The sequence below is a fragment of the Labrenzia sp. CP4 genome, from assembly GCF_001579905.1.
Lineage (GTDB): Bacteria > Pseudomonadota > Alphaproteobacteria > Rhizobiales > Stappiaceae > Roseibium > Roseibium algicola.
The window spans coordinates 3,587,610-3,599,638 of sequence record NZ_CP011927.1 but is presented as its reverse complement, the minus strand read 5'-3'; the positions used below and the strand labels follow the sequence as shown (position 1 = coordinate 3,599,638).

The following is a 12,029-nucleotide window of genomic DNA, read 5'->3' as shown; positions in this document are numbered from 1 at the left end:
GTGGCAATCTGCCTCTTGAATTTGGTCGGACGGGGCGACACTAAACGGCTGATGACAATAAAAAGGGAAAAGATCGGGACGGTGGCTGAGGGTGAGGGGCAGGACAACGGAGCAGCAGCTGCTTTCGGCTGGCCGGACAAAGGAGAAAGCCGCAGCCTGAAACGGGCTGGTCGGCTTCTGGCCGTATCCGATCTGCTGTGGATTGCACAGGCCGGATTGATTTCCTGGGCGCTCGGATCGCTCCCCATGATGTTTTCCGCCGCAGATGACGGCCAGGTTATCGAAGGCGATCTGACAAGCTTGGCCTTCCAGGCTGCCGCCGGCATCGCACTGGTTGCTGTGTTGAGAGTGTTTCTGCAAAACCGAGCCGAAACGGTTGCCCGGCAAACTGCCCGTGCAATCCAGAGCAGGGCACGTGCAGAGCTGCTTTCCGTTGCCGCCAGAACGTCGCCGTCTGCAGAATTCCCATCTTCCGGTGCCTTTGCCGCCCATGTTACCGAACAGGTCGACCTGCTCGGACCGTACTATCGGAATTTCGAACCTCAGAAGGTTCGGCTTCGTCTTGTGCCTCTCGGCATCGTTGCCGCCACTGCCGTGTTCAGTTGGGTCGGCGCGCTGATCCTGGTTGTCTGCGGGCCGCTCATTCCTGTTTTCATGGCGCTGATTGGTATGCGTGCCAAGGCTGCGAGCGAGACGCAACAGGAGGAACTGGTGCGGCTGAGCGGCAGTCTGCTGGACAGGATCAGGGGCCTGGAAACACTGACCTTGTTTGGCGCAATTGAGCGTACCCAGCGGCAAATCGCTGACGCGGGCGAACGGTTCAGAACCGGCACCATGCGCGTCCTGAAGATCGCATTTCTCTCCTCAACCGTTCTGGAACTCTTTTCCGCACTCGGAATAGCCTTCTGCGCGGTCTATGTGGGGTTCTCGCTATTGGGTGAAATCCAGGCTGGAACCTGGGGCGGGCCCCTGACCTTTGCGCAGGGCCTATTCATTCTGCTGCTCGCACCGGAGTTCTTTGCCCCCTTGCGTGCCTACGCGGCAGCCTATCATGACAGGGCAGGCGGACTTGCCGCGCGGAAGAAGCTGGCGACACTTTTTCCGTCGCAGAACACCTACAGAAACCCTAAGCGCGCTGATGGATCAGACGTGCCGGTCGGTTCCATTTCACTTTCAGGCCCGCCCGCCATTCAGTTCAGGTCTGTCGGCATTTCCCATGATGAGCGCTGTGTCTTCAAGGAGTTCAATCTGACGATTGAGCCGGATGAAACGCTTTTGGTCGAAGGGCCGAGCGGCAGCGGCAAGACCACACTGATTGACGGGATACTGGGCTTCCAGGAGTCTGATTCCGGCGAAATTCAGGTGAATGACCTTACTGCAACCGCGATTGCACCGTTGCTGCGTCGAAAGGTTATATGGCTCGGCCAGTCGCCCAGGCTGTTCCACGGCAGTCTCAAGGCCAACCTCCTGAGAGCTGTTGATACATCTGCAGCGGTTACGGAGGACGATCTCTGGCAAGCCCTTCGCCTTGCCGGGGCCGAAGCGCTCGTCCAGCGCCTGCCTCGTGGTCTGGAAACACCTTTGGGAGAAGACGGTTTCGGCCTCTCGGTTGGGGAGATCCGCCGGGTGGCTCTCGCGAGGGCGGCAATGCGCAAGGATGCTGTCCTGCTGCTGGCGGACGAACCAACAGCCTCGCTTGATGAAGAAACGGCAGCAGATGTCATCGAGGGATTGCGGAAACTTTGCGATGGCCGGACCGCCGTGATCGCCACACACGACCCGGCCCTTCGGAAAATCGCCTCGCGGCGGATTGACCTGAAGGCGCTCGGCGTCCTCGCCGAAGGGGAGGTGTTCGTGTGAGGTCTGTCTGGCATATCATTCGCACCCAGCACCGGTACGACAGCTTCCATTTCTGGCTTGGCATTCTTGTGGCGTTGCTGCCTGCGGCCGCCGGGCTTCTTCTGCTCGGCGTTTCCGGCTGGTTCATCACCGCTGCGGCTATTGCAGGTTTGAGTGGCGCGTTCTTGAACATCTTTGCGCCAAGCGCGCTCATTCGCGCCTTTGCAATAGTCCGTACCGCCGGCCGTTACGGAGAAAGGGTCCTGACACATGACGCCACGTTTCGGTTTCTGACCGGGTTCAGAAACCGGCTGTTTGCGGCGATGGCACCTAAGACAAACGACGGTCAGCGATCCGGATTGCTGCTCAATCGTCTGACACTCGACGTTGCCGTCCTCGATACGGTTTATTTGCGCTTGGTTGTTCCTCTGGTGCTGTCGCTGGTTGTTGCTGTCTCGCTGCTTCTGGTCTGGAGCAGCGTATCGCCGCTTTTGTTGCTTACTGGAGCGGTCTTCGTTTTGGCCTGGCTCGGGCTCGCGGTCTGGACCTTTGCACGGTCCGACACCAAAACCGCCCGCCGCTCTGACGCGGCGCTGGATGCCATGCGGCTTCGAGCTGCGGATCTGGCAGCAGGCCGGCGGGATCTTGCGATTTACGGCGGTCTGGAAGCGGCGGCCGACTCGGTCCTTGTCGCCAACACGCGATTGGCGGAAGCCCAGGAAGTTGAGGATCGCCGTACCAGCAAGCTGACAGCGGGTTCCACGCTCCTTGGACAGCTGTTTCTTGCCGTCATGCTTCTTGTCTGTCTGCACGAAGTCGGGAATGGCGCGCTGACGGCTGCTTTCAGCGTCGGTCTGATACTGGTGGTGATGGGGCTTCCGGAAATATTTTCGATGAGCTTGCCTGGCCTTTCCAGACTGCCTCGCGTCGCGTTGGCAGCTGGTCGGATCATACACTTGATGCGTCGCCCCGAAGAGGTCGAGTCTTCGCAGAGTCTTTCCGTACCAGAAACCGGACGCCAAGGCGCCGTGCCTGCGCTCGCTTTCGCGGACGTCAGTTTTGGCTATCCCGGTGCTGACAGACGCGTTCTGGAGGGGCTCTCCTTTCACCTCGATCAGGGCGAAATTCTCGCATTGGCAGGGCGCAGCGGTTGCGGCAAGTCGACAATTGGGGCATTGGCCGCGCGGTTACGAAAGCCAGGGCAGGGGAAGATACTTCTGGGTGGGCTGGAAATCGACCGTATCTGCGAGAAAGAGCTACGCCGCAAGGTTACCGTCATTGGTCAAAAGGCCTATCTCTTCAACGAGACCGTTGCCGAGAACCTGCGTGTTGCAAACCCGGATGCTGGCGACACGGAACTTTGGCGTGCGCTTGAACAGGCGGCGCTTGCTGAACGCATTTCTGAAAATCCGGAAGGCCTGCAGACCATTCTCGGTGAGGGGGGGCTCGGACTGTCCGGTGGAGAGCAGAGGCGTCTTGCCCTGGCGCGTGCCTTTCTGACGCGGCCGGCCCTGTTTGTTCTGGACGAGATGACCGAGGGACTGGACGCCGCAACCGCTGCGGACGTTCTGGACCGGTTTTTGTCCTATCGCGGCGATACGGCCGTCCTGATGATTGCGCACCGTCGACAGGAGTTGGAGCGGGCGGACCGCGTACTGGATCTGACGGCACCATGCGGCAGCGGCATTCGGTCGCCGGAAATAATTCTTTCCGAATTTCAATGAGTTCTCCCGCAGTTTTCCGCATCTTGAGGTTGTCGCGACCTAACTGTCGCATTGACCTTGGGGGGGCGGTGGGCCACGATCAGTCCATAGGAAGACTCGTTTTCCAAGCCGGTTCATTGACGGGATTGGCGGCCGCAATCCGCATTCACTGTGAAGTTGATTGCCGTTGCCGGATCGAGACGAAAACCGGGTTTTCAATCAAGATCGACACAGGCCCGGTCCCCTCCGACAGGGCATTTACCCGTCGATCGTCCTGATGTGCAGACGTGCCTGTTGCGGTTCGATAGAACGTTGGACACGACTGCCGAAATGCTCGGGCCTCTCCGGTCCGTAAAGGGGGAATACGATGGAACTGAACGTCGTTGACCTGTCCCGGCTGCAATTTGCCATGACAGCGCTCTACCACTTCCTGTTTGTGCCTTTGACCATCGGCCTGTCGATCCTGCTGGCCACCATGGAAACAGTCTATGTGATGACCGGCCGAGAGGTCTGGAAGCGCATGGTCAAGTTCTGGGGCACCTTGTTCGGGATCAACTTCGTCCTGGGGGTCGCTACCGGTCTGACGATGGAGTTCCAGTTCGGCATGAACTGGGCCTACTTCAGTCAGTATGTCGGCGATGTCTTTGGTGCGCCTTTGGCGATCGAGGGCCTGATGGCTTTCTTTCTGGAAGCCACATTCGTTGGGCTGTTCTTCTTCGGCTGGGACAGGCTCTCCAAGCGCCAGCATCTGGCTGCCACCTGGGCTGTCGCGATTGGAACAAACCTTTCGGCACTCTGGATCCTGATCGCCAACGGCTGGATGCAACACCCTGTCGGGTCCGCATTCAACCCCGACACCATGCGCATGGAAGTCACCAGTTTCTATGAAGTGCTATTCAATCCGGTGGCGCAGGCGAAGTTCGTGCACACCGTTTCTGCAGGTTACGTCACCGCGTCGATGTTCGTTCTGGGTATCTCTGCCTGGTACATGCTGAAAGGCCGACATATTCCGATCGCCAAACGATCCATGGCCATCGCGTCCGCCTTCGGCTTTGCATCTGCACTTTCGGTTGTCGTTCTCGGGGATGAAAGCGGCTACGAGGCCAACCTGAACCAGAAGATGAAACTGGCGACGATCGAAGCCATGTGGGAGACCGAGCCGGCTCCGGCCTCGTTCAACGTGATTGCCTGGGCGGATATGGAGAAGCGGGAGAACGTCTTTGCCATCGAAGTGCCCTATGTCATGGGCCTGATCGCAACGCGTTCCCTCGATACGATCATTCCCGGCATCAAGGATCTGGTTGAGCGGACAAAGGACCGCATCCGGCAGGGTGCCATAGCCTGGGATGCGCTGCAGAAAATCCGGCAGGATCCGGCAAATGCAAGTGCGGATGTCCGCGAAACCTTCCTGCAGAACGAGAACTCGCTTGGGTACGCCTATCTGCTGCTGCCGTTCACGGACAATCCGATGGAAGCGACCACCGCTCAGGTGGACGCGGCCGCCTGGTCCACCGTGCCGGAAGTCATGCCGATGTTCTATTCCTTCCGGATCATGGTGGCGTGCGGCTTTTTCTTCATCCTGATGACCACGGTGTTCTTCTACTATTCGTCGTCCGGGCGGCTGGACGTTCTGAGAGAAAAGCGTCGTTGGCTGCTGCATGTCGCAGTTTGGTCGATCCCGTTGCCGTGGATCGCCTGCGAAATGGGCTGGTTCGTCGCCGAGTATGGCCGTCAGCCCTGGATCATCGAAAGTATGCTGCCGACCTCTGCCGGTGTCTCGAGCCTTAGCGTGACCGAGGTCCTGCTGACGCTTGCCGGCTTTGTTGCACTCTACAGCACGCTTCTGGTGATCGAGATCACGCTGATGATCAAATACATCAAGATCGGCCCTGAAGACGGCGAGAACCCGGATGCAGTTCCGGCCGCGCCGAAGCAGCCGGTCCCGGCCGCAGCCTCTGTACCAGCGGAGTAATCGAAAATGATCCTCTATGAAATGATCGACTACTCCGTCCTGAAGATGATCTGGTGGCTGCTGCTCGGCGTCCTTCTGATCGGCTTTGCCGTGATGGATGGTTTCGACATGGGTGTGGGCGCGATGCTGCCCTTTGTTGCCGAGACAGATATCGAACGGCGTGTCGTCATCAACACGATCGGCCCGACCTGGGAAGGAAACCAGGTTTGGTTCATCCTGGGGGGCGGGGCGATCTTTGCTGCCTGGCCGCCGCTCTATGCCATCAGCTTCTCGGGGTTCTATCTGGCGATGTTCGTGGTATTGGCCGCGATGATCCTGCGGCCGGTAGCCTTCAAGTATCGGTCCAAGCGGCCGGATCCCTCCTGGCGCAACGCCTGGGACTGGGCACTGTTCACGGGGTCTTTCGTACCGGCGCTTGTCTTCGGTGTTGCCGTCGGCAATGTGTTGCTCGGGGTCCCGTTCTCGCTCGATAACGATCTGCGGATGACATACGAAGGGTCGTTCTTCGCTCTGTTCTCGCCGTTCTCACTGCTGTGCGGGCTGTTGTCGGTGACAATGCTCGTCACGCATGGGTCTGTCTGGCTAGTGATGCGGGCGTCAGGTGATATTGCTGCGCGCGCGCGGCGGTTCGGCACGGTAACGGCAGGCCTCAGCATCGCTCTGTTCGCTCTCGGCGGGTATCTCGTTGCCAGCGGCTATGTGGAAGGTTTCCGCATTACCTCCGAAATCGATCCGAACATGGCGGCCAATCCACTGGCGAAGCAGGCGATCACCGAAGGTGGGGCGTGGATGTACAACTACACAGTCCACCCCATCCTCTGGCTGGCCCCCGGTCTCGGGTTCCTTGGCCTGTTCGGAACGCTCGTGCTTTTGCAGACACGTTTCGAAATGCCGATCTTCCTCTTCTCGAAGCTGGCGATTTTCGGGATCATCTCGACAGTCGGTGTCTCGATGTTCCCGTTCATCCTCCCATCATCGATACAGCCCGAAGCCAGCCTGACGGTTTGGGACGCATCTTCCAGCCACCGGACCTTGTTCAACATGCTGGTGGCGACGCTCATCTTCCTGCCGATCATCCTTGTCTACACCGCTTGGGTGTACAAGGTCCTGTGGGGCAAGGTGGATGAAGAAACCATCGAACGTGACAACCACAGCGCTTACTGAGGAGACTGCAACATGTGGTATTTTGCCTGGGTCCTCGGAATGCCTTTGGCCTGCGCCATGGCGATCCTGAACGCGATGTGGCTGGAGCTGAGGTCGGAGGACGAACGCCGCCGTCTGGAAGGCCGCAAGTAGTTCCGGCTTTTCTGGAAATCGTGTTGGAAAATGAAAAAGCCCCGGATTGCTCCGGGGCTTTTTGCTGGACCAGTTCCTGGTGGATCAGGCGGCCTGCACTTTTGCAGCGCGCAGCTTTTCCAGGATGTTCTGCGGCGAGGAAACGCCGTAAGGATCGCTTTCGCAGTTGTCGGAGAAGCCTTCTTCTTCGAACCACTGCTCGACGATGCCGTCATTGATGACCGCGCCATAGCGCCAGGAGCGCATGCCGAACCCGAGATTGTCCTTGGCGACCAGCATGCCCATCTTGCGGGTGAACTCGCCGGATCCATCCGGAATAACCTTGACGTTCTCGACGCCCTGGGCTTTTGCCCAGGCATTCATCACGAAAGCGTCGTTGACGGAGATGCAGTAGATTTCATCAACGCCTTCAGCCTTGAACTCTTCAAACAGCTTTTCGAAATCCGGAAGCTGATAGGTGGAGCAGGTCGGAGTGAATGCGCCTGGAAGCGAAAACAGAACGACCTTCTTGCCCTTGAAGTAGTCGTCGCTGGTCTTGTCTTCCCAGCGGAACGGGTTCGGACCTTCAATAGATTCATCACGGACGCGGGTGCGGAAGGTAACGAACGGAACTTTTTTGCTGAGCATCGCAAACTCCAGAAATTGAACGGTTGCAAACTGTCCAGAGTGCCGAAATCGTGCCTTGCCCGCGGGAGGAGAACCGGGCAGGGCACAAGCGCCCTGAAAGTGGAGGAGAAGTTCGGCCTAGCCCATTTGCTGCAATGCCGCAATCCATTTTGCTCCGCAATAGACAAGAAGCCTGTGCGAAGCACTCAATCGAGGCGATATGCCGCTGGTCGGCATTTCCAGGGGCACGGTTGGCGGACTTCTGTGGGTGGTCCGCCTTTTCCGGAAAAAGCACTCAAATCATTGTATACACGCTCAATTTCGGTCATTAAGCTGACCACGTCCCGTGTGGTTCGCCTGTGGCGCAATGCGGGGCTGAGGAGGGGGCTCCAGAAGGTCGGGTCTTGACGCCGTGACCAGAGCGAAATGCGACTTCCAGCAGCAAGAGTGATGAATGCGTAGGGTCTTTCGGGCGGTACACATGCTTTGCATGGGGTTTGCCGCGATCGTCTTTTTCGGCCAGCTGGCCATGGTGCTCATGCGCTATCTGCTTGGCTTCGGTTTTCTGGAAATCCAGGACGCGGTCAACTACGCTTTTGCAGCCCTCGTGGCCCTTTCTGTCGCCGTTTCCTTCGATGCAGACAAGCACGTGCGGGTCGATGTATTTCGCCAGAACTGGAGCGAGCGGACAAACCGGCGTATCGACTGGCTTGGAGACCTCCTGCTCGCGCTGCCGGTCTTTGCGATCATGCTCTGGACGGCATTCCCGCTCGTCAAAAGCTCCTGGGCGATATTGGAAGGCTCTCCGGAAACCGGCGGTCTGCCCGGCCTGTTTCTGGTCAAGACCTGTCTGGTGATCCTGCCTGCGCTGGTGGTGATCTACATCCTTCAAAAGCTGTTCGGCGCGATGCGACGGAAATTTTCATGACTGCCGATATCATCTGGCTCATCATTCTGGCCCTTTCCGTATTTGCCTGTATTCTTTCCGGCGTGCCGGTCCTGCTTGCAATCGCCGGCGCACCGACGATTGTCGCGCTGGTCGCCGCCGCCACCGGGCATTTTGACCTCGTGTTCTTCCAGGCTGTTCCCCAGCGCGTTTATGGCGTGATGACAAATCCGCTCCTGTTGGCGGTGCCGCTTTTCGTGCTGATGGGGTTGCTTCTTGAAAAGTCGCGCCAGGCAGAGCGGATGTTGCAGAGCCTGACGGCTGCAATGGGCGGGCAGCAGTCCGCTCTGGCGCTTTCTGTGGTTCTGGTGAGCGCACTCATTGCCGCCTCGACCGGTATCATTGGGGCAACCATCGTCATGCTGGGCACGATCACACTCCCGGCTCTGTTGGCCGCGGGCGTGAACAAGCACATGAGCAGTGGCCTCATTTGCGCCAGCGGCACGCTCGGTCAGATCATTCCGCCGTCGATCGTTCTGATCCTCCTGGGAGATCAAGTATCCAATGCCTACTTCGAAGCGCAGCAGGAAGCCGGCAACTTCGCGCCGGACCCGGTCACGGTGGGGGATCTCTTTGCCGGTGCGCTGATCCCGGGGCTGCTCCTCGTCGCGCTATATGCGGCATACGTCCTGCTGCGACTGCGCCGGGCCTCTCCGAAAGGACAGGAAGCTAAGACCCCGACACCAAAGCCTCGCGTGTCAGGCCGGGAATTATTCCGGGATATCGCGCCCACGCTCGGGTTGATCATCGCCGTGCTCGGCAGCATCCTGATCGGCATTGCAACGCCAACGGAAGCCGCAAGTGTCGGTGTCGCAGGGGCTGTCCTGATCGCGGCTGCAGGAAGCGACGGCAAGGTGGCGCGTGTTGCCATGGCCTGCGCTGCCTTTGCTATTCTGCTGTTGATCCTGCGCAGGCTCGGTCTGTTCGGTCTGGAGTTTGAAGGAGGCCGGATCAGCTGGACGACACTGACGATCGTTTCCGTCGTTATGACGGCCGCTGCCCTTGTCATGCTGGCCATCGCAGCAGCTTCTCTGATCCGGGGAGGAGTACTCGTGCCCGCGCTGAGGGAAACCGTCACCATCACCGGAATGATCTTCGGTATCGTGATTGCTGCCAGCATCCTGTCGCTCGTGTTCCGAGGGTTCAACGGTGATGAACATGTGGCCGAGTTGCTGCACGCCTTGCCGGGCGGCGCTTATGGCATGTTGTTGCTGACAATGCTGGTGATCTTCCTGCTCGGATTCATTCTGGAATTCGTGGAGATCATTTTCATTGTCGTTCCGATTGTCGGGCCGATTATCCTGCAAAGCGACATAAGCCCGGTCTGGTTTGCGGTGCTGATTGCGCTCAACCTGCAAACTTCGTTCTTGACGCCGCCATTCGGGTTTGCGCTTTTCTATTTTCGATCGGTTGCACCGGCGGATATTCGCACCTCTGACATTTATGTTTCGGTGATCCCGTTTGTCGCCATCCAGCTTCTGGCGCTCGGTCTGGTCGCCGCCTTTCCGGCACTGGCAACCCTGTTGCCGGACGTCCTGTTTTGAACATCGAGGGAGACACAAGCATGAAAAGACGTGATTTTCTGAAGGCTGGTGCCGTTGCCGCACCTGCCAGCCTGCTGGCAGCACCGGCAATTGCGCAAGGCAAGATCGAATGGAAGTTGCCGACCTCCTTTCCGGCGAAGGCGCCGGGTGTGGGCACCAACGTAACCGCCTTTGCCGACCGCGTGGCTGCAATGTCCGATGGACAGCTGACTTTCAAGGTCTATTCCAGTGGTGAGCTCGTACCGCCGTTCGGTGTTGAAGATGCCGTGGAGCAGGGTACTGCCGAGATCGGTCATTCGACGCCTTACTATGCCGCGTCCAAGAACACCGCCATGCACTTCTTCTCTGCCGTTCCTTTCGGCATGACCGCGGTCGAAACAACCGCCTGGCTTCGCTATGGCGGCGGACAGGACCTGTGGGACAGCCTTTATGAAGAACGCGGCCTCAAGCCGTTTTATTCCGGCAGTTCGGGCGTACAGGCGGCCGGCTGGTTCAAGAACCCGGTGGAAAGCCTCAACGATCTTGCCGGCCTCAACATGCGCATTGCCGGTCTGGGCGGTGAAGCCATGCGCAAGCTCGGCGTCAACGCTGTCCTGCTGCCGCCTCCGGAAATCTTCCCGGCCTTCCAGTCCGGCGCCATCGATGCGGCCGAGTGGGTTGGTCCCATGCTGGACCAGGCATTCGGCCTGCAGAAGGTCGCCAGCTACTGCTATGTTCCGGCCTTCCACGAGCCGTCAGCCGCGCTGGAAATCGTCGTCAACAAGGAAGCCTACGACAGCCTGCCGGCGAACCTTCAGGCAATCATCGCCTATGCTGCGGAAGCGGCTTCCGTCGAGACCACCGCACAGTTCGATTATTACAACGCGGTTGCCATGAAGAAACTGAAGGAAGACGGCGTTACCTTTGCCAACTTCCCGGATGATGTCCTGGCTGCGCTGAAGACGGCTGTTGCGGAAGTGATGGCGGAAAACGCTGCCGCCAATCCGAAGTTTGCCGAAGTGCAGAAAAGCTATGACGCGTTCCTCGAGCTTGCCAAGGACTACGCGGCACTGGTGAAGGCAACCACTTTCACCCAGCGCATGTAAGCAGAGTTGATCCTGCCGGTGGCATTGGCCACCGGCGGGGCTTCAGGTTTCCAGCTGCCGTTCGCGCAGGACGATGGCGATGCCGCTCGCGATGATGATCGCGGCACCGACATAGGTTGCTATGTCGGGAATTTCCCCCCACAAGAGCCAGCCGAGCAGGGTCGCCCACAAGAGCGCGGTATAATCGAATGGCGCGACAACGGCTGCCGGGGCAAAGCGGAAGGCCTGTGTCATCAGGGTGATGCCGGCCGTGCCGAATAGTGCGATGCCAAGAAACAGCCAGATGTCCTCCGCGCGTGGCTGCACCCAGACGAAGGGCATCGCAAGGGCACTCATGATTGCGCCGGCCCCCACCAGGTAAAGCATCAGGGTCCAGACACTCTCGCGCGGGTCGACAAGGCGGGCGCTGAGCATGAGCGCGGCATAGAAGAAAGCCGTTGCGATTGGGAGGAGCGATGCTGCCTGGAAAGTGCCTGAACCCGGACGGACAACCACCAGAACGCCCAGAAATCCCACGAGCACTGCCGTCCATCGACGCCAGCCTACTTGCTCTCGCAAGACCAGGGCGGAAAGCGCTGTCACAAAAACAGGCATGACAAAAATCAGAGCTGTTGCTTCGGCGAGGCCAAGAAGGCTCAGCCCGGTGAAAAACAGCGTGGCGGCGCAGAGCCACAACACTCCGCGAAGAAGATGGGCTGCCGGGCGGTGCGAGATCAAGGCAGATCTTCCACCCATTTTCAGTGCGATCAGAACCGCAATCGGAAGCGCGATCAAATTGCGCAGAAACAGGATCTGGATGGGGCTGTAATCAGCCGTCAATGTTTTGGCAATGGCGTCGTTGAGGCATAGGCACACGACACCTGCACACATCATTCCGATTCCGGTGGTCACCTGATTGCGACCGCCGGTCATGGCCGTTTCCATTCCCGTGTCTCCCTGGTTTTGGCGCAGTGAAGCATCGCGGCAGGCAGGGCGGCAAGGCACGATTTCACGAAATCAGGCCTGTCCGGACACCAGGAGAAACTGGAATACGGAAAT

The 12,029-nt window shown here is 58.9% G+C and carries 10 protein-coding genes; 8 read left to right on the top strand and 2 right to left on the bottom strand.

The features are described 5' to 3' along the window. Nucleotides 1–51: 51 nt before the first annotated feature. The 5 genes from cydD to cydX all read left to right on the top strand — a co-directional run bounded on the left by cydD (nt 52) and on the right by cydX (nt 6,810). Entirely contained in the window at nt 52–1,860 is a 1,809-nt protein-coding gene (gene cydD, locus ACP90_RS16555; RefSeq protein WP_062488977.1) for a thiol reductant ABC exporter subunit CydD, read from the top strand. Next, on the top strand, nt 1,857–3,563 hold the full coding sequence (gene cydC / locus ACP90_RS16550) for a thiol reductant ABC exporter subunit CydC (RefSeq protein WP_062488976.1): 1,707 nt from the start codon (nt 1,857–1,859) through the stop codon (nt 3,561–3,563). Before cydD ends, cydC begins: the two co-directional genes overlap by 4 nt. Nucleotides 3,564–3,909: 346 nt before the next feature. Then, the gene (locus tag ACP90_RS16545; RefSeq protein ID WP_055653799.1) at nt 3,910–5,514 is read left to right on the top strand and encodes a cytochrome ubiquinol oxidase subunit I; all 1,605 of its coding nucleotides are present in this window, start codon (nt 3,910–3,912) and stop codon (nt 5,512–5,514) included. Between the two features lie 6 nt (nt 5,515–5,520). Then, the gene (gene cydB / locus ACP90_RS16540) at nt 5,521–6,678 is read left to right on the top strand and encodes a cytochrome d ubiquinol oxidase subunit II (protein ID WP_062488975.1); all 1,158 of its coding nucleotides are present in this window, start codon (nt 5,521–5,523) and stop codon (nt 6,676–6,678) included. Between the two features lie 12 nt (nt 6,679–6,690). Beyond that, a complete protein-coding gene (cydX, locus tag ACP90_RS16535) occupies nt 6,691–6,810 on the top strand; it encodes a cytochrome bd-I oxidase subunit CydX (protein WP_031270783.1) in 120 nt (39 codons plus the stop codon). An 84-nt stretch (nt 6,811–6,894) separates the two neighbouring features. On the opposite strand, the gene ACP90_RS16530 is transcribed toward cydX, so the two are convergent. After that, the gene (locus tag ACP90_RS16530) at nt 6,895–7,437 is read right to left on the bottom strand and encodes a peroxiredoxin (RefSeq protein WP_055653804.1); all 543 of its coding nucleotides are present in this window, start codon (nt 7,435–7,437) and stop codon (nt 6,895–6,897) included. A 433-nt stretch (nt 7,438–7,870) separates the two neighbouring features. Here ACP90_RS16530 and ACP90_RS16525 point away from each other — a divergent pair, with 433 nt between their 5' ends. The 3 genes from ACP90_RS16525 to ACP90_RS16515 are packed head-to-tail and all read left to right on the top strand — an operon-like array spanning nt 7,871 to nt 10,991. Next, entirely contained in the window at nt 7,871–8,344 is a 474-nt protein-coding gene (locus tag ACP90_RS16525; RefSeq protein ID WP_208993349.1) for a TRAP transporter small permease subunit, read from the top strand. Continuing rightward, entirely contained in the window at nt 8,341–9,906 is a 1,566-nt protein-coding gene (locus ACP90_RS16520; protein WP_062488973.1) for a TRAP transporter large permease subunit, read from the top strand. Before ACP90_RS16525 ends, ACP90_RS16520 begins: the two co-directional genes overlap by 4 nt. A 20-nt stretch (nt 9,907–9,926) precedes the next feature. Continuing rightward, on the top strand, nt 9,927–10,991 hold the full coding sequence (locus ACP90_RS16515) for a TRAP transporter substrate-binding protein (RefSeq protein WP_023004109.1): 1,065 nt from the start codon (nt 9,927–9,929) through the stop codon (nt 10,989–10,991). A gap of 42 nt (nt 10,992–11,033) precedes the next feature. On the opposite strand, the gene ACP90_RS16510 is transcribed toward ACP90_RS16515, so the two are convergent. After that, entirely contained in the window at nt 11,034–11,915 is an 882-nt protein-coding gene (locus tag ACP90_RS16510) for a DMT family transporter (protein WP_062488972.1), read from the bottom strand. Between the last annotated feature and the right edge of the window lie 114 nt (nt 11,916–12,029).

Bases quoted from the DNA above. Each gene is read 5' to 3' on its own strand.
- cydD (WP_062488977.1), top strand. From the start codon at position 52: ATGACAATAAAAAGGGAAAAGATCGGGACGGTGGCTGAGGGTGAGGGG.
- ACP90_RS16545 (WP_055653799.1), top strand. From the start codon at position 3,910: ATGGAACTGAACGTCGTTGACCTGTCCCGGCTGCAATTTGCCATGACA.
- cydB (WP_062488975.1), top strand. From the start codon at position 5,521: ATGATCCTCTATGAAATGATCGACTACTCCGTCCTGAAGATGATCTGG.
- cydX (WP_031270783.1), top strand. From the start codon at position 6,691: ATGTGGTATTTTGCCTGGGTCCTCGGAATGCCTTTGGCCTGCGCCATG.
- ACP90_RS16530 (WP_055653804.1), bottom strand. From the start codon at position 7,437: ATGCTCAGCAAAAAAGTTCCGTTCGTTACCTTCCGCACCCGCGTCCGT.
- ACP90_RS16525 (WP_208993349.1), top strand. From the start codon at position 7,871: ATGCGTAGGGTCTTTCGGGCGGTACACATGCTTTGCATGGGGTTTGCC.
- ACP90_RS16520 (WP_062488973.1), top strand. From the start codon at position 8,341: ATGACTGCCGATATCATCTGGCTCATCATTCTGGCCCTTTCCGTATTT.
- ACP90_RS16515 (WP_023004109.1), top strand. From the start codon at position 9,927: ATGAAAAGACGTGATTTTCTGAAGGCTGGTGCCGTTGCCGCACCTGCC.
- ACP90_RS16510 (WP_062488972.1), bottom strand. From the start codon at position 11,915: ATGGAAACGGCCATGACCGGCGGTCGCAATCAGGTGACCACCGGAATC.